Origin of the sequence: Bradyrhizobium sp. HKCCYLRH2015, assembly GCF_051168215.1 — a bacterium.
Classification (GTDB): Bacteria; Pseudomonadota; Alphaproteobacteria; order Rhizobiales; family Xanthobacteraceae; genus Bradyrhizobium.
The window spans coordinates 443895-463554 of the sequence record NZ_JBNPUO010000002.1 but is presented as its reverse complement, the minus strand read 5'-3'; the positions used below and the strand labels follow the sequence as shown (position 1 = coordinate 463554).

The 19660-nt window shown below is 67.0% G+C and carries 17 protein-coding genes; 4 read left to right on the top strand and 13 right to left on the bottom strand.

Annotated features, from left to right (window positions below):
- Positions 1-287: 287 nt before the first annotated feature.
- Genes ACQR1H_RS06220 through ACQR1H_RS06190 form a run of 7 tightly spaced genes read right to left on the bottom strand, consistent with a single transcriptional unit; the run spans position 288 to position 6875 of the window.
- Complete coding sequence (locus ACQR1H_RS06220) at positions 288-1334, bottom strand: ABC transporter substrate-binding protein (protein WP_434886256.1); 1047 nt, start codon at positions 1332-1334, stop codon at positions 288-290.
- A complete protein-coding gene (locus ACQR1H_RS06215; RefSeq protein ID WP_434907296.1) occupies positions 1331-2503 on the bottom strand; it encodes an NAD(P)/FAD-dependent oxidoreductase in 1173 nt (390 codons plus the stop codon). The genes ACQR1H_RS06220 and ACQR1H_RS06215 overlap by 4 nt, the downstream gene beginning before the upstream one ends.
- Positions 2487-3881, bottom strand: coding sequence for an NAD(P)/FAD-dependent oxidoreductase (locus ACQR1H_RS06210; RefSeq protein WP_315801998.1), 1395 nt, complete (start codon positions 3879-3881; stop codon positions 2487-2489). Before ACQR1H_RS06210 ends, ACQR1H_RS06215 begins: the two co-directional genes overlap by 17 nt.
- A complete protein-coding gene (locus tag ACQR1H_RS06205) occupies positions 3874-4167 on the bottom strand; it encodes a (2Fe-2S)-binding protein (protein ID WP_315801997.1) in 294 nt (97 codons plus the stop codon). The genes ACQR1H_RS06210 and ACQR1H_RS06205 overlap by 8 nt, the downstream gene beginning before the upstream one ends.
- 4 nt (positions 4168-4171) lie before the next feature.
- Complete coding sequence (locus ACQR1H_RS06200) at positions 4172-4975, bottom strand: ABC transporter permease (protein WP_315801996.1); 804 nt, start codon at positions 4973-4975, stop codon at positions 4172-4174.
- Positions 4972-5823 carry an ABC transporter permease gene (locus ACQR1H_RS06195; protein ID WP_434907295.1) on the bottom strand — a complete coding sequence of 284 codons (852 nt, stop codon included), beginning with the start codon at positions 5821-5823 and terminating at the stop codon, positions 4972-4974. Before ACQR1H_RS06195 ends, ACQR1H_RS06200 begins: the two co-directional genes overlap by 4 nt.
- Positions 5820-6875 carry an ABC transporter ATP-binding protein gene (locus ACQR1H_RS06190; RefSeq protein WP_434907294.1) on the bottom strand — a complete coding sequence of 352 codons (1056 nt, stop codon included), beginning with the start codon at positions 6873-6875 and terminating at the stop codon, positions 5820-5822. The genes ACQR1H_RS06195 and ACQR1H_RS06190 overlap by 4 nt, the downstream gene beginning before the upstream one ends.
- 179 nt (positions 6876-7054) lie before the next feature.
- On the opposite strand from ACQR1H_RS06190, the gene ACQR1H_RS06185 reads away from it, so the two are divergent.
- Positions 7055-7882, top strand: coding sequence for an IclR family transcriptional regulator (locus ACQR1H_RS06185; protein WP_434907293.1), 828 nt, complete (start codon positions 7055-7057; stop codon positions 7880-7882).
- On the opposite strand, the gene ACQR1H_RS06180 is transcribed toward ACQR1H_RS06185, so the two are convergent.
- The 6 genes from ACQR1H_RS06180 to ACQR1H_RS06155 form a co-directional block, all read right to left on the bottom strand.
- Positions 7875-8888, bottom strand: coding sequence for a CobW family GTP-binding protein (locus tag ACQR1H_RS06180; protein ID WP_434907292.1), 1014 nt, complete (start codon positions 8886-8888; stop codon positions 7875-7877). The two genes, ACQR1H_RS06185 and ACQR1H_RS06180, sit on opposite strands and share 8 nt — an antisense overlap.
- Positions 8885-10495, bottom strand: coding sequence for an amidohydrolase family protein (locus tag ACQR1H_RS06175; RefSeq protein WP_316217089.1), 1611 nt, complete (start codon positions 10493-10495; stop codon positions 8885-8887). The genes ACQR1H_RS06180 and ACQR1H_RS06175 overlap by 4 nt, the downstream gene beginning before the upstream one ends.
- Before the next feature lie 230 nt (positions 10496-10725).
- Entirely contained in the window at positions 10726-11556 is an 831-nt protein-coding gene (locus ACQR1H_RS06170; protein ID WP_316217090.1) for an ABC transporter permease, read from the bottom strand.
- Positions 11557-11638: 82 nt separating this feature from the next.
- On the bottom strand, positions 11639-12670 hold the full coding sequence (locus ACQR1H_RS06165) for an ABC transporter substrate-binding protein (protein ID WP_315801989.1): 1032 nt from the start codon (positions 12668-12670) through the stop codon (positions 11639-11641).
- Between the two features lie 30 nt (positions 12671-12700).
- A complete protein-coding gene (locus tag ACQR1H_RS06160; RefSeq protein WP_315801988.1) occupies positions 12701-13765 on the bottom strand; it encodes an ABC transporter ATP-binding protein in 1065 nt (354 codons plus the stop codon).
- Positions 13765-14589, bottom strand: a complete 825-nt coding sequence (locus ACQR1H_RS06155) for an ABC transporter permease (protein ID WP_434845699.1) — start codon at positions 14587-14589, stop codon at positions 13765-13767. The genes ACQR1H_RS06160 and ACQR1H_RS06155 overlap by 1 nt, the downstream gene beginning before the upstream one ends.
- A gap of 451 nt (positions 14590-15040) precedes the next feature.
- Between ACQR1H_RS06155 and ACQR1H_RS06150 the strand changes: the two genes are divergently transcribed.
- From ACQR1H_RS06150 to ACQR1H_RS06140, 3 genes are all read left to right on the top strand, one after another.
- Positions 15041-15931 carry an ABC transporter substrate-binding protein gene (locus ACQR1H_RS06150; RefSeq protein ID WP_316217092.1) on the top strand — a complete coding sequence of 297 codons (891 nt, stop codon included), beginning with the start codon at positions 15041-15043 and terminating at the stop codon, positions 15929-15931.
- Between the two features lie 415 nt (positions 15932-16346).
- Positions 16347-17987 carry an amino acid ABC transporter permease/ATP-binding protein gene (locus ACQR1H_RS06145; RefSeq protein WP_434873245.1) on the top strand — a complete coding sequence of 547 codons (1641 nt, stop codon included), beginning with the start codon at positions 16347-16349 and terminating at the stop codon, positions 17985-17987.
- 238 nt (positions 17988-18225) lie between these two features.
- Positions 18226-19467 carry an acetamidase/formamidase family protein gene (locus ACQR1H_RS06140; RefSeq protein WP_316183181.1) on the top strand — a complete coding sequence of 414 codons (1242 nt, stop codon included), beginning with the start codon at positions 18226-18228 and terminating at the stop codon, positions 19465-19467.
- Positions 19468-19660 lie beyond the last annotated feature (193 nt).

Genomic DNA, 19660 nt, shown 5'->3' with positions numbered 1-19660 from the left:
CGTTTGTTGCTGGCTAGCGATCGCGCCGTGCCCACCCTACGGCCCGATCAGATCAGTCAGGGCTACGCTGCCCAATGAAGTGCCCTCTCCCCTTGTGGGAGAGGGCATCGGCGGCCTATCCGCATGCGCGTTTGGGTGAGGGGTTCTCTCAACGAACGATGCTCGTGGACAAATACCCCTCACCCAACCGTGATTGGAGCACCGTCCAAGATGCCCTCTCCCACAAGGGGAGAGGGCACATTCACGAGCACCGCGTGCCAAGCGTTACGACTACGCTTCAACGCGGCTTACCGCTCGATCATCCTGTTCCAGCGTGTATTCCATTCGGAACGCTTGGCGTTGATGACGTCCCAGTCGAGCGTGATCGCGCTCTTCATGTAGGTATGAAACGTCGCGAGCTTCTGCTCGGCTGCCGGGGTGGTCGCCTTCGCGGTCGTGTTGGACGGCACGATGTTGCCGGCCGCCAGCGCCTTGGATTGTGCCTCCGGTGACAACAAATAAGCCGCCAGCTTCTGTGCCAGCTCGGCTTCGGAGTTGTTGGCGATGACGCATTCGGCGACCATCAGCACGACCGAGCCCTCCTTCGGCTGCGCATACTCGACCGCGATGCCCTTCTCCTTCAAGGTCGATACCGCGGTCGGCGTCAGCGGGAAGATCGCCGCTTCGCCGGTCTGCACCATCTCGGAGATCTTGGCCGAGTTCGGGATGTATTCGAGCACGTTCTTGCCGATCGAATCGGCGAACGCCTTGAAGCCCGGCTCGACATTGGCCTCGGTGCCGCCGTTGATGCGGTTGAACATCAGGAAGGCGTGCAGGCCGAAGGTCGAGACCGAGGCCGACTGGAACACGACCTTGTCCTTGAATTTCGAATCGGCGAGGTCGAGCCACGAGCTCGGCGCCGCCCAGCCCTTCTCGTCGAACAGCTTCTTGTTGTAGGCTAAGCCCGTCATGCCGATGTCGATGCCGGCGGCGATGTCGTCCTTGAGCCGTGCGAACGGCTCGAGCTGCGCCAGACCTTCGCTCGGCCTCAGCTTCTCGCACAGGCCGAGGCCGGCGGCGCGGATCATCACGCCGTCGTCGAGAAACATCACATGCATCTGCGGCTTGTCCTTGGCCGCGATCGCCTTGGCGAGAATCTCCGAGGAGGTGCCGGGCACGACGACGATCTTGACGTCGTTCGCCTTCTCGAAGTCCGGAAACACGGCTTGCGTATAGGTGCGCTCGAAATTGCCGCCGTTCATGCCGACATAGAGCGTCCTGGTTTCAGCATGCGCGGCTGATGTGGCGAGCATCAGCGCGAGGGCTGGGCCGAGCGCGGCGCGAGCATCGATCATGGCGAGGTCTCCTTCGATCCTGTCGTCATTGCTGCTTGAGATGCATCGCCCGGCTGCGATGCGGGTGGGAAACGTGTGATCGCGAAGGCGCCGATCGGCGTCGAGGTCTCGCCGTCGCGCACCAGCTCGGCCAGGACCTCGCCGACACCCGGCGCGATCTGGAAACCGGCGCCGGAGAAGCCGAAGGCGTGGATCAGGCCCGGCGTCGTCGCGCTCGGCCCGATCACCGGATTGCGGTCGGGCATCGTCGCCTCGGTGCCGCTCCAGAACCGGATCGCCTGGGCGTGGCGCAGTGGACCGAACAGCCCGCTCGCCCGCTGCATGATGGCGAGCACGCCGTCGCTGCGGGGACGCGAAAAATCGGGGTCGGCGAGCGGCGCAGCGCGCTCGCCGCCGACGACGACGTTGCCGCGGGCAACCTGCCGCGCGTAGATGCCGCCGCCCTCGATGCCGATGTTGACGCCGAGAAACGGATCGAGCGGCTCGGTCACGATCATCGAGGGATAGGTGCGCTCCAGCGGCACCGGCTCGCCGAATGCGGCGGCAAAGCCGCCGGCCCATGCGCCGGCGCTGTTGACGACGGTGCGCGCCTTGATGGCGACGTCGCCGGCTTCCAGCGCAAACCCCTCGAACGTCCGGGTGGCGCCCGTGACCTCCGTGGTCTCCAGCACCTCGGCACCGGCGCGACGCGCCGCTGCGGCGAAGGCGGTGGCGACCAGCCGCGGATTGGCGTGGCCGTCGCCGGGACAGAACGAGCCGCCGACGACGTCGCCGCTGATGCCGAAGCGCTCTCGCAACTGGTTGTGACCAACCAGTTCGAGACCGAGTCCGAACGGGGCGACATCGGCGGCGTAGCGTTCCAGGCTCGCCAAGTCCTCAGCGCTCCGCGCGAGCTTGAGATGGCCGGAGCGCACGAACTCGCCGTCGATGCCGATCAGCGCCTCGAGCCGCGGCCAGATCGCGTGGGATCGCTGCGACAGCGGCAGTTGCTCGGACGGGCGTCCCTGCCGGCGCACGCCGCCGTAGTTCACGCCGCTCGCCTGCGCGCCACAAAAACTCTTGTCGAGCAGCGTGACGGAGAGGCCCATGCCGCGCAAGGCGAGCGCGGCAGCGCTGCCGACCAGCCCGCCGCCGATGATCGCGACATCGCTGTCAATGCGCCGGGTCATGCTGCCTCTCGTCGGCGGACAGGCCGGCAGCCAGCGGGATCGGCTTGATCGGCGCCTGCGCGCGCAGCCGGCCGACAGCGCCGATGTCGCGGCGCGTCTGCGCAGCCAACAGCTCCGCGGCGGCCGCGCCGCACATGCGGCCCTGGCAGCGGCCCATGCCGATGCGCGTCACCGCCTTCAGGCGATTGATCTCGGTCAGCGAGAAATCGCTGATCGCGCGCCGCGCCTCGCCGGCATCGATCTCCTCGCAGCGGCACAGCAGCGTGTCATCGGCGATGTCGCCCACCCAATGCGACGGATAGGGAAACGCGGCCTCCAGCCCGTCGCGCAAGCGATCGATCGTCGCAAGCCTGCGCTCGAGCGCGGCAACCCGCCCGGCATCATGCGGCAGGCCGCGATCCTCCAGCAATGCGAGCGCAGCGCGCTCGCCGGCGGCCTCGGCGGCATCAGCGCCGGCGATGCGGGCGCCGTCGCCGGCAAGGTACACGCCCGCGACGCTGCTGCGGCCACTGGCGTCGCGAACCGGCGGATGCGCGCGGTCGCGCGCATCGAAGCGGAAGGCGCAGCCGGCGAGATCGGCCGCCTGGGTTTCCGAGCGCAGATTGAGGCCGTAGCCGATGCCGTCGCAAGCGATCGCGTGCTCCCGCCCGCCGGCGTGATAGGCGATGCGGGCCACCCTGCCCTCGCCCTCGATCCGCACCCGGGACACGCCGAACCGCACGCGCGTGCCGCGCAGCGTCAATTCCGCGGCCATGCGCACCCCACGCAGCACGATGCCGGGCGCCAGCGGCAGCACGCGCAGCAGATTGAGCTTCGCCGACAACGGCGCCGCGTCGAGCACGGCGGCGACGTCGACACCGGCCTTCATGTACTGCCACGCCACCAGATAGAGCAGCGGGCCGGAGCCCGCGAACACCACGCGCCGGCCGATCGCGCAGCCCTGCGCCTTCAGCGCGATCTGCGCGCCGCCGAGCGTGAAGACGCCGGGCAAGGTCCAGCCGGGGATCGGCAGCACGCGATCGGTGGCGCCGGTCGCGAGGATGAGTCCATCATGATTGATGCGATGGCTTGAGCCGTCGCGGAGAATGTCGGCCGCGCCGTCGCGCAGATTCCACAGCAGCGCATTCGGCTGATAGTCGATCGCAGGGCCGAGCGCTGCGAAATCGCGATGCAGCCGCACGGCCTTCGCCGCCTCCGAGCCGTAGCGCGCGGTGGCATCACGGCCGTCAGGCGCGCGCGGCTGGCGATAGATCTGGCCGCCGCAGGCGTGGCCCTCATCGACCACGACCGGCCGCAGACCGGCCGCGACCAATGTCATCGCGGCGCGGATGCCGGCCGGGCCGGCGCCGACGATCAGGGGCGGCGCGCGCTCAGCCATGGCTGCGTCCCCGCTGCGTGACGATGTGCATGCCCGCGGCGAGTTCCGTCGTGCAGGCGCGCAACCGCTCGCCGCTCGCGAGCTGCACCCAGCAATCCTGACAGGCGCCCATCTGGCAGAAGCCGGCCCGTGGCGCGGCGGAAAACTCGCTGTGGCGCAGCCGTTCGACGTTGCAGAGCACGGCCGTCAGCACGGTGTCGCCGGCGCGGCCGTCGCAGGGGGCGCCATCGATCGTGAAGGAGATGACGGCGCTGTCGTTGCGGACGAGGCGATGCAGCAGTGGCATGGTGTCAGCCTTGGCCTACAAGGACCTTGTCGAGGCCGAAGATGCGGTCGAGCAGCAGCATCGCCGCCGCCGTCACCGCGATCATCAGCGCCGACACCGCGGCCATCATCGGATCGATCGATTCGATCGCATACATGTACATGCGCACCGGCAGGGTGACCGTGGCGGGCGAGGTGATGAAGATCGACATCGTGAGCTCGTCGAAGGAGTTGATGAAGGCGAGCAGCCAGCCGCCGGTGATGCCGGGCAGGATCATCGGCACGGTAATCCTGCGGAACACGATCCAGCCGGTGGCGCCGAGCGTGACCGCCGCCTGCTCGGCGCTGCGGTCGAGCCCCGACAGCGCCGCCAGCACCAGCCGAAGGACGTAGGGCGTGACCACGACGATGTGGCCGGCCGTCAGCCAGACCAGGCTGCCGGTGGCGCCGAGCAGCGCGAACAGCCGGAGCAGCGCGACGCCGAGCACGAGATGCGGGATCATCAAGGGCGACAGGAACAGCGCGTTGAGCGCCGCGCGGCCGCGGAAGTCGTAGCGATCGAGCGCGAGGCCGGCGGCGACCGCGAGCACGACCGCGATCGTCGCGGCTGTCGCCGCCACCCACAGGCTGTTCAGGAAGGAGGCGACGAAATCCGGATGCGCGAACACGGCCGCGAACCAGCGCAGCGAGACCTGCGTCGTCGGCAAGGTCAAGGTGTTGGCCGGCGTGAACGCGACGAGGCCAATCACGATCAGCGGCGCCAGCACGAAGCCGACGACGAGCGCATGAAAGACCAGGGCGATCGGACCATTGTGGCGCATGCCGCTCATCCCAACGTCCGCCTGGCGCGCGCCTCGACGATTTGCTGATAGGCCAGCATGATGACGAGGTTGATGACCAGCACCAGGATCGCGATGGCCGCGCCGAGCGGCCAGTTCAGCTCGTGCATGTATTCGTCATAGACCAGCGTGGCCGCCATCTTCAGCCGGCGGCCGCCGAGCAGCGCGGGGATCGCGAAGGCCGACGCGGAGAGGCCGAACACGACCAGGCTGCCGGACAGCAACCCCATCGTCACCTGCGGCAGCACCACGCGGCGCAGCGCCGTGAAGCGCGAGGCACCGAGCGTCCAGGCCGCGGCCTCGACCATCGGATCGAGCTTCTGCAGCGAGGTCCAAACCGGGATGACCATGAACGGCAGCATCACATGCACCAGCGCGATGACGATCGCGGTCTCGGTGTAGAGGATCCTCACGGTGCCGAGACCGAACGCGCGGAACGCCTCGTTCACCAGCCCGGTGGGACCGAGCAGCATGCTCCAGCCGAAGGCGCGCACCACGACCGAGACCAGCAGCGGGCCGATGATCGCGAGCAGGAACACCGAGCGCCAGGGCTCGCGCATGCGCGCCAGGATGTAGGCCTCGGGCGCGCCGATCAACGCGCAGATCACCGTGGTCAGCGCGGCGAGCCGCAGCGTGCGCCAGAAGATATTGAGGAAGTAGCTGTCGGAGAGAATCGCCGCGTAGTGCGCCAGCGTGGTCTCGTCCTTGACGCCGGTCGCGGCGTCATAGACGTGGAACGACAGCGCCAGTGTCAGCACGAGCGGCACGACTATCAATGCGGTGAACAGCAGCGCGCCCGGCGCCGCCAGCAGCCATGGTGTCGTCGCGCGCGTGCTCATGCCGGTGGCGCTCCGTCCGGCTTCGACGCGCGCGCACCGGCGCTGCTCCAGGCGAGGCCGACCTGATCGCCCTCGCGCGCCGGCTCCTCGCCCGCATTGGGCAGGGAGACGCCGATCACTCCGGCGAGCGTCTCCGCGGTGAAGAACCAGGCGCTGCCAAGGAAGAAGCGCGCCTGGATGCGGCCATCGAGCACGCCGGCGCCAGGCGAGGTGAGACTGATCTTCTCCGGCCGGATCGCCAGCACGGCGGCTGCGCCGTCCGCGAGGCCTGCGGCCTCGCACGGCAGCACGCGCCCGCCGATCTCGACGCCGCCGTTGCGCCAGATGCCGGACAGCCGGTTCATCTTGCCGACGAACGAGGAGATGAAGGGTGTCGCAGGATGTTCGTACAATCGATAGGGCGCATCGACCTGCATGATGCGGCCCTGCTCCATCACCACGACGCGATCGCTCATCGACAGCGCCTCGCCCTGGTCATGGGTCACCATGATCGTGGTGGTGCCGACGCGCTGCTGGATGCCGCGCAGCTCGAACTGCATCTCCTCGCGCAGCTTGGCGTCGAGGTTCGACAAGGGCTCGTCGAGCAGCAGCACCGGCGGATCGATGACGAGCGCGCGCGCCACCGCGACGCGCTGACGCTGGCCGCCGGAGAGCTGGCGCGGATAGCGGTCGGCGAGCGATGCGAGCTGCACCAGCGCCAGCACCTGGCTCACGCGCACGTCGCGCTCGGCCCTGGCGACCTTGCGCATCTCCAATCCGAAAGAGACGTTCTGCGCCACCGTCATGTGCGGAAACAGCGCGTAGCTCTGGAACACGATGCCGAGGCCGCGGCGGTCGGGCTTCTCATGGGTGATGTCGCGACCGTCGAGCGTGATGCGGCCCGAGGTCGGCTCGACCAGGCCGGCGATCATCTGGAGCGTCGTCGTCTTGCCGCAGCCGGAGGGGCCGAGCAGCGCGATGAACTCGCCCTTGGCGACGCTGAGGCTGACATCGCTGACCGCAGCGACATCGCCGTAGCGCCTGGTGAGACCGTCCAGCGTCAGGAAACCCATGCGTCCTCGCGCGGGAAGCTCCCTTCGCCATCAGCAGGGATTGCCGCCCTGGGAATCTTTCATGCCGGCGGGCCATGCAGACGGTCAATCGTGAATTCCGATATCCTGAATTTATCTATCTGAAATTCTAATATATGAAATCTATACGACAGATTTGCCTCCAACATTCATCACTGCAGATGACGACAGCCGACAGCGATTCGTCCTCCAGCCTTCGCCGGGCCCTCAAGCTGCTGCGCATCCTCGCCGAGGGCGACCCCGACGGGTTGCGGCTGAAGGACATCGCGGAGGCCGCGGGCTGCAGCCAGCCGACCGCGCATCGCATGCTGCAGGATCTCGCCGCCGAAGGTTTCGCCGAACAGGCGGCCGGCAAGCGCTATCGCCTGGCGCTCGACTTCTACGTGCTCGCCGCACGCGCGGGCCAGGCCAGCGGCCTCCGCGAGGCGGCGCGGCCGGCGCTGCTGCGGCTGTCGGCAACCTTGAGCGACACGATCTTCCTGCTGGTGCGCAACGGCTTTGACGCGGTCTGCCTCGACCGCGTCGAAGGACCGTTTCCGATCCGCTCCTTCACCGGCGACATCGGCGGCAAGGTGCCGCTCGGGCTGGGCCAGGGCAGCCTCGCGATTCTCGCCAACCTGCCCGAGGACGAGCAGGAGGCGGTGATCCGCTTCAACATCCCGCGCCTGCTCGATCGCGGCTTCCTCGACGAAGCCTCGCTGCGTAGCGCGCTGGCACAGGCGCGCGCGCAGGGCTGGGTCAACACCAGCACCGGGCTCATTCCCGGCATGGCCGGCGTCGGCGTGCCGGTGCTCGATACGCAGGGCCGCGCGGTGGCGGCGCTCAGCGTCGGCACGCTGGCGGAGCGGCTGAACGCCGACCGGCTGCCGCACGTGGTCAGGATCCTGCAAGGCGAAGCACAGGCGCTGGCCGGCAAGCTCAACCCGTTCGATGTCGCCCTGCGCTATCCGTCACGCAGTCTGAGCACGATCGGCGCGCGGTCTAAGTGACCCATTCGGCGCGGATGCCGTGCGACCGTGTTGCGGCCCTTTCCGGCTCGCGCCAGGAGAAGCTGAACAGGCTCGACGGCTCGACCTGTTCGAGCTCATTGCGGACGATGTCGCGCGCGATCACGACGATGAACGGCGCCGGCGGTTTCTCGGCCGTCAATTGCCGCGGCGGCGAGAACACCGTCCCGACGCTTTCCACCAGCAGCGGCCGCGGCGCCTCGTGAACCTTCACGAGGCCCTTGATGCGCAGCAGCCGCTCGCCGAGCCGGCCCGCGACATTGTCGAGCCAGCCGGCGAGGTCGGCATAGGCAATCTCAGCCGGCGGGCGGACGAGGCAGAGCGCGAGACGCGGATGCGCGGCGGACAGATCGGGCGCGACCTCGCGCAGCGGCAGCGATGTTGCCAGCGGCGCGAATGCGGCCGTCACGATGGCCACGCGATTTGCGCTGGCAATCGCCTCGGCCACGGGATTGAGCTGCGCGATCGCAACCTGCGCTCCGACAAGCGCGTCAAGCGCGAGATCGGCCTTGGTCGCGACGATGCGATGCGCCGCCGCCCATTGCGCGGCAGCTTCCTCGAATGTCGCGACGCCGAGCCCGCGTGTGAGATCGTAGGTCGCGACGACGGCGACGCGCATACGGTGCTCGGCGAGCGTCGCGAGCTGGCGCAGCACCGGGCCGGGCATTGACAGGCCCGAGGTCTCCAGGATGATCCGCCGCAACGGCGGCAGCCCATCCGGCCGCGGCGCCATGATCAGGCGATCGATGGTGAAGGCGAGATCGCTGCCGACCTGACAGCACACGCAGCCGTTCGACAGCATCGCCATCGGCACGTCGTCGCCGCTCTCGCGCAGCAGCACGCCGTCGAGCCCGACCTCGCCGGCCTCGTTGACGATCACGGCCGTATCCGACGCCGTCTCCGCGGTGAGCACGTCGCGCAGCAGCGACGTCTTGCCGGAGCCGAGGAAGCCGGTCAGGACGAAGAAGTCGATGCTAGAGGCGCTCATGGCGCCGCGGCGTCCTTGGTGGCGTACTTCTCCGGCACGTCGCTTTCCCAGCTCGCCTTCACCAGATCGCGGACGTCGGCGAGCAACTCTTCGGTGTCGTAGATAATGCCGTCCTTGATCGTGAATTTGAGGCCGCGATGCCACTCGACCGCGTTGGTCGCATCGTTGAAGCGCATCGCACCGGTGCCGTAGAGCAGCTTGAAGTCGGTCAGCGGATTGTGGTCGTGCACCAGCATGTCGGCGCGCATGCCGATGTCGATGGTGCCGATCTCGTCCTCGAGGCCGCACAGCGCGGCGCCCTGCGAGGTCGCCGAGCGGATCACCTCCAGCGGATGGAAGCCCGCCTCCTGCAGCAGCTCCAGCTCGCGGACATAGCCGAAGCCGAAGATCTGGTAGATGAAGCCGGAATCCGAGCCGGTGCAGACGCGGCCGCCGCGGTTCTTGTACTCGTTGATGAACGCCATCCAGAGCCGGTAGTTCTCCTTCCACTCGATCTCGTTCTGGGTCGACCAGCGATACCAATAGGAGCCGTGGCCACCGCGCTGCGGGGTGAAGTAGTCCCACATCGACTTCCAGGTATACTCCTTGTGCCAATACGCCTGGCGCGCCCGCATCAGGTCGCGGTTGGCGTCGTAGATCGTGAACGTCGGCACGAAGGTGAAGCCGATCTCCAGGAACTGCTCCAGCACCTCGTTCCACTTGGCCGAGCCGGGCTCGGCGCCCTGCCGGAACATCTGTCCGGACACCGAGAAGCGGAAATATTCGTCGGTGTAGTTGTAGTCGAGCGGGAAGTTCTGGATGACGCGATCCTCGAACAGCGCCTCCGGCAGGCCGTAATAATGCTCGGCGCTGGTGAGGCCCCATTTGGCCGTGGTCAGCGCGTTCATGCGCGACACCGCCATCTGGGCGTGGTGGCAGCCGGTGCGAAGGCCGATCTTTTTGCACTCGTCGAGCGCGGCTTCCATGATCGCGGGCGGCGCGCCGAAGAACTTGATGCCGTCGGCGCCGCGCTCCTTGACGGCACGCAGCCAGCTCCGCCCCTGCTCCGGCGTATAGATCGTCTTGACCATGTCGTTGACGGCCGGAAAGTACGCATAGGCCAGCAGCCGCGGCGAGGCGATGCTGTTGTTCTCGGCGCGCTGCTTCTGGTCGAGCATCCAGGACAGGCCGTTCATCGAGCCCATCTCGCGCACCGTGGTGACGCCATGCGCGAGCCAGAGCTTGTAGACGTAGTCGACCGGCGGCACCCAGCCATTGGCGGAATGATAGGCGACGCCGGCATGGGCGTGGCAGTCGACGAAGCCCGGCGTCACCCATTTGCCGCGGCAGTCGATCTCGTGATCGGCCGGCTCGCCGGCGTTGCCGGCATAGCCGTAGCCCACGACCTTCTTGATGCTGACGATCCGGCCGTTCTCGACGATGATGTCGACCGGCCCGATCGGCGGCGCGCCGGTGCCGTCGATCACGGTGGCGCTGCGCAGCGCCAGCCGCTTGAACGGCCCGATGCCGCGATCGCGGCTCGTTGCCTTCGGCACGATCGGCGCGGCGCCCTTGTTCCTGATGAAGGCGAGCTCATCGCCGGGCAGTGTCGTGGCTTGGTCGGTCATAGCGACAATTCCTTTGATCCAATTAGTAAACCAAGCGCACAGTGCGTTCCCTCTCCCCGTTCTTACGGGGAGAGGGTTGGGGTGAGGGGCAGACGCACGGGTGGTGTTTGTGGTGAGACCTGTACCCCCTCACCCGGATGGCATCTGACGATGCCATCCGACCTCTCCCCGCAAGCGGGGCGAGGTTACACCGCGCGCGCGATGAAGTTCTCGCGCCACACGTTCCACGCCTATCCCGTCCTGTACCGCCGCGCGAATGCCACGCTGCCGAACACCGTGAACGCCATGGTCACCGCCAGCAGCATGAAGGCGAGTGCGGCGCCCATCGGCCAGTTGTTGCCGCGCACGAACTGGTCGTACACCGCAGGCGCCATCATCTTGAATCGCGGGCCGCCGAGAAGCACCGCCGTTGCATAGGTGTTCATGCACAAAACGAACACCAGAATCGAGCCGGCGGCGACGCCGGGGCCGGACAGCGGCAGGATGACCCGCCAGAACACCCGCGCGCCGGAGGCGCCGAGATTGGCGGCGGCATATTCGAGATCGCGCGGAATGCTCTCGATCACCGCCGACAGCGTCAGGATCATGTAGGGCAGCACCACCGCGATGATGCCGATGATCACCGCCTTGGTCGTGTACATGATCTCCAGCGGCGTCGAGATCAGGCCGAGCTTCAGCAGGCTGGTGTTGACGAGGCCGTCGCGTGCGAACAGCGCCATCCAGCCGGCCGAGCGCACGACATTGCCGACCAGCAGCGGGAACAGGGTCGCGATCACGACCAGGCTCTTCCAGCGGCTCTCCATGCGGCCGAGCCAATAGGCCGCCGGGAAGGCGAGAATCAGCGTGAGCAGAGTGCACAGCAGTGCGATGCCGAGCGTCGCGAGGATGATCTGCTGATAATATGGATCGGTCGCGGCCTTGATGTAGTTGTCCAGCGACAGCGCTTGCATCATCAACTGGGTCGGGCTGAACTGGTTGAGCGATATCCGGAACATCAGGATCATCGGCCCGACCAGCAGCGCCAGGACCAGGAGACAGGCAGGGACGACCAGCAGCGCCATCGCGCGAGCTCCGATTGCGAAGGTGTCGGCTGTTCAGCCGCGGCCCCTGCGGCGAGGCCGCAGGGAGCGCATCATCCAAGGCCTACGCCTTGAACTCCTTGTTCCAGAAGTCGAGCGTGCGCTGCGAGCGCCCGGCGGCATAGGCGTAGTCCGGCTTCAGCAGCCGCGCGCGCTCGGCCTCGGTGAGGCTGACCTGCTTGGCGAGATCCTCCGGCAGCGGCGCGTCGGTGACGGTCGGGACGTAGCCCATCTTGTCCGCGAAGCCGCCCTGCGCCTTGGCATCCAGCATCGCGTCGAGATAGGCGAAGCCGCCGGCCTTGTTCTTGGCGTTCTTCGGCACCGAGGCCTGGAACACGATCGCCGGCGTGCCCTCCTTCGGCACGACATGGGCGAGCGGAATGCCGGACTTCTTCCACATGAAGCCACGGGCGAGCCACATCGTGGTCAGCCATACCTCCTCCGACTTCAGCGCCGCCGCCAGCGCCTCGTTCGACGGATAGATCTTTACGTCGAGCGAGCGCCATTCCATCAGCTTCTTCTCGGCCGGATCGAGATTGCTGACTCCGCCGCCGCCGGCCAGCGCCGCCGCCAGCGTGTTGTTGGGATAGAGGATGTCGGCGAGACCGATCTTGCCGCGCCATTTCGGATCCCACAGATCGGCGAAGGATTGCGGCGGCGTCTTCACCTGGTTGGTGTTGTAGAGGATCACCTGCGCCGAATAGATATGCGGAATCGCGATCTCGCTTCGAAGCTCCGGGAACACCTTGTCGAGCCGCTTCACCTGGGCGGCATCGACCTTCTCGAACACGTCGGACTGCGACACGATGTAGGCGTCGTTGTCGGACAGGCAGGCGACGTCCATCGAGCCGCGCCGGCTCTGCCGCTCGGCCAGCAGCTTGGTCTTGCGCGGATCGGCGTTGGCGACGTCCTGCACGATCTCGAAGCCCTTCGGCGTCATGATCGGCTTGTCGATGATGTCAGAGAGCAACTGGCCGTAGTCGCCGCCCCAGGTGCCGACCACGACCTGTCCGCCTTCGGCGCGGGCGGTTGGCATGCCGGAGGCCAGCGCGGCCATGCCGGCGCTGGCAGAGAGAAAATGACGTCGCGAAATCATGGCAGAACCTCTCGCTGTGGATGGGATGCGTTACGAAGATGTCTGAGGCACGAGACGCGGGACCTTGCGGTCCCATTGCAGCGACACCGGATCATCGGGCCTGAGCGCCGCCAGCGGCTCGCCGGCGTCGGGCGTCGGGCTGATCGCGACCAGCGTCTCATCACCGAGTGCCACCACATATTCGGTCTGCGCGCCCATATAGGTGATCGCCTGCAGGCGGCCGCGCACCTCGCCGGACTCGCCGGGCGCGATGACAATCCGTTCCGGACGCAGCGCGAAGGCGTCGGCATTGTCGCGCTCGCCGCTGCTGACATCGACCGGCAGCAGCAGGCCGCCGCTGGTGCGGAACTGGCGCTCATTCGCACGCCGGCCCGCCACGATGTTGCAGCGGCCGACGAAGTCCGCCACGAACGCATCCTTCGGCGAGTCGTAGAGCTCCTGCGGCGTGCCGATCTGGCGCACGCGGCCGCCCTCCATCACCACGAGGCGGTCGGCCATGGTCAGCGCCTCCTCGCGGTCATGCGTCACCATCAGCGTCGTCAGGCCGAGCCGCTGCTGCAGCGCGCGGATCTCGAGCCGCACCTCGGCGCGCAGCTTGGCATCGAGATTCGACAGGGGCTCGTCGAGCAGGAAGATGCGCGGATTGATCACCAGCGCGCGCGCCAGCGCCACGCGCTGCTGCTGTCCGCCGGACAATTGCCGCGGCAGCCGGTCGGCGAGATGCGACAGCCGCACCAGCTTCAGCGCCTCCGCAATTTTCGTCTTGCGTTCGGCCGTACCGAGGCCGCGCATCTCCAGGCCGAAGCCGACATTGTCGGCCGCGCTCATGTGCGGAAACAGCGCATAGGACTGGAACACCATGCCGGTGGCGCGCTTGTAGGCCGGCAGATGCGTGACGTCCTCGCGGTCGAACAGCACGCGGCCACTGGTCGGCGGCAGGAAGCCGGCGACCATGCGCAAGGTCGTGGTCTTGCCGCAGCCGGACGGGCCGAGCAGCGCGACCAGTTCGCCCTCATTGACGGCAAGATCGAGCCCTTCCACGCCGATCGACGTGCCGAAGCGCTTGGTCAGCTTCTCCAATGTGAGCTGCGCCATCACACCACCCGCGACAGTTTGACGAAGCGGTCGGTGATCACCATCAGCAGCCCGACCAGCGCGATCTGCACGGTGGCGACGGCAGCGAGCGTCGGATCGATGCGGAATTCGAGATAGTTCAGCATGGCAACGGGAAGTGTGATCCGTCCGGGCCCGACCAGCAGCATCGACAGATCGAGATTCTCGAAACTCTGGATGAAGGAGAACATCGCAGCCGCCACGATGCCGGAGCGCATCATCGGCAGGGTGATGCGGCGGAACACCTTGAACGGGCTGGCGCCGAGATTGGCGGCGGCCTCCTCGGCGGCACGGTCGAGTCCCTGCAGGCTGGCCACGACGAGCCGCACGGTCCAGGGAATCGCGAGCAGGGTATGCGCGGCGACGAGGCCTTCGGTGGTCGCCTTGATGTCGCGGTCGAGCAGATCCTCCGCCAGCACGTAGAGCATGTAGAGGCCGGAGCCGGCGACCACGCCGGGCACGGCGAGCGGCGCCAGCAGGAACGAGCTCAGCGCCTGGCGGCCGCGGAACTCGCCGCGCACGATGGCGAGCGCCGCCGCAGTGCCCAAGGGCACGCCGATCGCGGTCGCGAGCAGCGCGACCTGGAAGCTGGTGATAAGGCCGCGCAGGAATTCCGGCTTGCTCAGCGCGTTCGCATACCATTTCAGCGATAGCGCCGGTGGCGGAAAGCTCACGATCTCCTGCGCGAAGAAGCTGGTCACCACGATCATGATCACGGGCGCGAAGATGGTGGCGTAGGCGACGACGATCAGTGTCCGCACTGCGAATTGGCCGAGTGATGGTTGTCCCGTAAAACGGAACAGCATTGCAGACACCTCAACAAACAAAGGAGCACGTTGTGCGGCGGCATCGTAGTTGGCGGCTCCGCCGCCGCCAAGCCCGTGACGCGGGTTATCGCAATGCACATACGCATGGGCGAGACGATGCCGATCCTGACGGGTGACGTGGCGGCAGCGCCATCTTGGCGCTAGCGTCCCGCGTCTCTGCCGCGTCGCCGACACGGCGGACTTTTGACTTTCGGAATTTTCGAGGACAGAGCTGGCTCACTCGCCGCGCGCGCGACGGTCCGTCGCAGCGGCGCGGTTTTGGGCAATGCGTGCTCAATTCTTGCACCGGCACGATCCAATATTTTGTGCGTCCACGGACAAGTCAGCCGCGCGGGCGCGCACCTAAGCTTCGCCCCGAGCTTGGACCGGGGCGACGGCACCAATGCACCGCCGGACCAGCGCGACATCATCGTTCGAAGGAGCTGGCAACATGCAGACGAGGCTATTCACTGGGGCGCGGCGCGCGTGGCTTGCCGCGCTCGGCGCCATCATCGCGGCGGGACTTCTCGCGCCGATCGACGCTCAAGCGGCGACGCCCACGGGCTGCGCGGCGCTGAAGGAGAAATATCCGGACTGGAAGGGCAAGACGCTGGTCAATGCCATCAACCCGCACACGCCGGGCTACGAGTCGATCGACCCGAAGGATCCGAGCAAATATGTCGGCTTCGACATCGATCTGGGCGAGGCCATCGGCGACTGCCTCGGCTTCAAGCTGACCTACAAGCCGGTGACCTTCGCAGCGCTTCTGACGACGCTGGCGAGCGGCCAGGCCGACATCGTGATCTCCGACATCTACGCCACCAAGGAGCGCGCCAAGGCCGCCGACTTCATCACCTACTCCAAGGTGTTCGACGGCGTGCTGGTCGCCAAGGGCAATCCGAAGGGCATCAACGGCATCAACATGTCGATGTGCGGCGCGGCCGCGGCCGAGAACACCGGCTATGTCGAGGTGCCGCTGATCCAGGATCTCGCGCCGAAATGCAAGGAAGCCGGCAAGCCCGAGCCGACGATCCAGCTCTATGACAACAACGCCAACTGCATCCAGGCCATCCTCGCCGGCCGCGCCGATACCTATGTCAACGACGTCAACACGGTCGACCAGGCGGTGAAGGCCTATCCGGACAAGCTCGAGAAGGCGATCGCCGTCACCATCCCCTATTCGGTCGGCATCGCCGTGCCCAAGGACAAGCCGAAATTCCGCGATGCCGTGCTCGCCGCCCTGATCGAGGTGCAGAAGGAAGGCATCCACCAGGAGCTCCTGAAGAAGTGGCAGCTCGACCCGGCCAATTTCAAGGAGCCGGACATCCTGACGGCGGACTAACAGGCGCGGCTTCGAAAGCGAAGCTGCTGCCGCGGAGACGGTGCGCTCCCCTCCCCCTTGCGGGGAGGGGTCGGGGGTGGGGGTCGACACGGGCACGGGACAGTCTTTCCTGGGTACCCCCCTCCCCAACCCTCCCCCACAAGGGGGGAGGGAGCGCAGCACCGCAGCTGTGACACCTTGCCTCACAGCGACAGCTTCAAGCAGCAAGCGGCTGCTGAATTTCGATCAAACGCTGAGCTTCGCGACTGCTGACCATCTGAGTTCCGATACCGCGCAACAACGCACGCAGACTTCGTAGGGTGGGCAAAGCGCAGCGTGCCCACCTTCTTTCTTCCTTTCTTCCTTCTCTCGAACCACCGCGGTGGGCACGGTGCTTTGCGCCTTTGCCCACCCTACGTAGCCAGGCCGCCCCCTCATGTCCCTCTTCCTGCATTATCTCAGCATGCCGTATCTGCTGCAGGGCATCGAGCTGACCCTGCAGGTCACCGCGCTCGGCCTGATCGGCGGTCTCATTCTCGGCCTCGTGCTCGCGGCGATGCAGCTCAGCCGGTTCTGGCTGCTGGCCGCGATCGCGCGCGGCTACACCGTGATCTTCCGCGGCACGCCGCTGATCCTGCAGATGGTGTTCGCCTACGACGCGCTGCCGCATATCGGCATCAAGTTGCCGGCGGTGCTGGCGGCGGGCCTCGCGCTCGCCTGCAACGAGGCGCCGTTCATCGCCGAGATGCTGCGCTCCGGCGTGCTCGGCGTCGATCGCGGCCAGCTCCTGGCCGGCCAGGCGCTGGGCATGACACCCGGCGTCCTGATGCGCCGGATCATCGCGCCGCAGGCGATCCGCACCATGATTCCCGCGTTCGGCAACGAGGCGGTGAGCGCGCTGAAGAACTCCTCGCTCGCCTCCGTCATCGCCGTGCAGGAGCTGACCCTGCGCTCGACGCAGCTCGCGTCCTCCACCTTCGACTTCTTCTCGATCTTCTTCGCCTCGGGTCTCATCTATCTCGTGCTGACCGGCGCGATCAGCGTCATCCAGCTTGCGCTCGAATGGCTGCTCGATCTCGACCGCACGGCGAAGCAGCGCAAGCTGGCGGACTACCTTGCGCTATTGTTACCTCGGCGCCGCGCCGACTTCGCGACGAAGCTGGAGCTCGCGGAGAAGACAGCCCCGGCCATCGAGGCCGCGCCGCCCGAGCCCGCCGAGCTGAAGGAGACGCCGCCGCTCGCCTTGTCGATCGAAGACCGGGCCCGGCGTGCCGCAACGATCGCCCGCAACAACGTCGCCGTCGAGGTCACGGATCTGCGCAAGGCCTATGACGGCAACAAGGTGCTGGACGGCCTCGATCTCACCGTACGCATCGGCGAGGTGATCGCGCTGCTCGGGCCGTCCGGCTCCGGCAAGAGCACCCTGCTCCGCTGCATCAATCATCTGGAGAACTGGGACGCCGGCAACATCCGCGTCGGCGGCCGCAAGCTCGGTTTCGACGACCGGGGACGCAAGCTGACGCCGCGCGCCATCGCCAACGAGCGCGCCAATGTCGGCGTCGGCATGGTGTTCCAGCAGTTCAATCTGTTCGCGCATCTCACGGCCAAGGAGAATATCGCCGGTCCCTTGCGCTGGGTGCATGGGCTCGGCCGCTTCGAAGCGGAGCGTCGCGCCCTTGAGCTGCTCGACCGTGTCGGCCTGTCGCATCGCGCCGATGCGCTGCCGCGGCATCTCTCCGGCGGCCAGCAGCAGCGCGTCGCGATCGCCCGCGCGCTGGCGCCGAATCCGAGCGTGCTGCTGCTGGACGAGCCGACCTCCGCGCTCGATCCGGAGCTGGTCAACGAGGTGCTGGAGGTGATCCGCCGTCTCGCCATCGACGACGGCCTCACGATGATCATCTCGACGCACCAGATCCGCTTCGCCGACGAGGTCGCCGACCGCGTCGCCTTCCTCAATGGCGGCGTCATCCTCGAGGAAGGCCCCGCACACGAGGTGCTGACCAACCCACGCCATCCGCTGACCGCGCGCTTCCTCTCGGTGATGGAGGCCGAGCGGCCGAAGGACGCGGTGGCATGAGTTCATCCTTCACGTTAGGAGCGAGCGCTTGCGTGCGGCCATCCTTCGAGACGCCCGCCTGCAGCGGCCTCCTCAGGATGAGGTCCGTGGGTGAGGTGGCCTCGCTTCCGACCCTCATGGTGAGGAGGCGCGCAGCGCCGTCTCCGGACGATGCCTCCGGCATCGCCTTGAGAACCATGAGGCCCGCCCTCGAATTCACCGCACGACAATCTCGATCTCTGAGCAAAGAGGCCCTCGCATGAAACACCATCTGCTGCCGGTGTCCAACAAGACCGTCCATTGGGGCTATTTCTCCAAGGTGGTGACACCCGCGCTCACCCTGCGCTCCGGCGAGCGCGCCACGATCGAGACGCTGACGCATCACGCCAATGACGACTATGAGCGCATGATCAAGGACGATCCCGGCGCGGAAAGCGTGTTCAAGTGGACGAAAGAGCACAAGGCCGTGGCGCGGCGCGGCTCCGGTCCGACCGAGGGCCCGTTCATCCGCGGCTCCGGTGAAGGCATCGGCGTGCATCTGCTGACCGGACCGGTGGCGATCGAAGGCGCCGAGCCCGGCGACGTGCTCGAGGTGCGCATCCTCGACATAAGGCCGCGGCCGAGCCGATGCGGCTGCCATGCCGGCAAGTGCTTCGGCTCCAACGCCGCCGCCAATTGGGGCTTCCACTATCACGACCTGATCGAGGAGCCGAAACCGCGAGAGGTCATCACCATCTTCGAGCTGGACACCGCGGGCGAGCCGTTCGCCAAGGCGGTCTACAACTACGTCTGGACGCCGCAGACCGATCCCGACGGCATCGTGCACCCGACCATCGACTATCCCGGCGTGCCGGTCGACCACGCCACGATCAAGAAGCGCGAGAACATCCTGCCCAATGTGAAGGTGCCGGCACGGCTGCATTTCGGCACGATGGGGCTCGCGCCATCGGAGGCCGACTATGTCTCATCGATCCCCCCGAGCTACACCGGCGGCAACATCGACGACTGGCGTATCGGCAAGGGCGCGCGGATGTACTATCCGGTCGCCGTACCCGGCGCCTATTTCTCGGTCGGCGATCCCCATGCCGCGCAGGGCGACAGCGAACTCGGCGGCACCGCGATCGAGACCTCGCTGACCGGCGACTTCGAGTTCATCCTGCACAAGAAGAGCGACCTCGGCGGCACGCAGCTCGAGGGCCTGACGCATCCGCTGCTGGAGACCGACCAGGCATGGTCGGTCTACGGCTTCACCTATCCGAACTATCTCGCCGAGCTCGGCGCCAATGCGCAGACCGAGATCGCCAACCACTCCAGTCTCGACCGCGCCATGCGCGACGCCTTCCGCAAGCTCCGCCGCTTCCTGATGACGGTGCATCACCTCAGCGAGGACGAGGCGATCTCGCTGATGTCGGTCGGCGCCGACTTCGGCGTCACCCAGGTGGTCGACGCCAATTGGGGCGTGCATGGCACGATCCGGAAGAATGTGTTCCGGTGTGAGTGATTTTGCGAAACGTATAGCCAGCTCCCGCCCCGCGGATGGTGCGCTCCCTCCCCCCTTGTGGGGGAGGGTTGGGGAGAGGGGTGCCCCGGGGCGAGACCGCCGTTGTGGGCCCCCTCCCCTAACCCCTCCCCACAAGGGGGAGGGGAACCGATCGCGCCTGTGGCACGAGCACCGATCCAAATGAGTGGAGGAA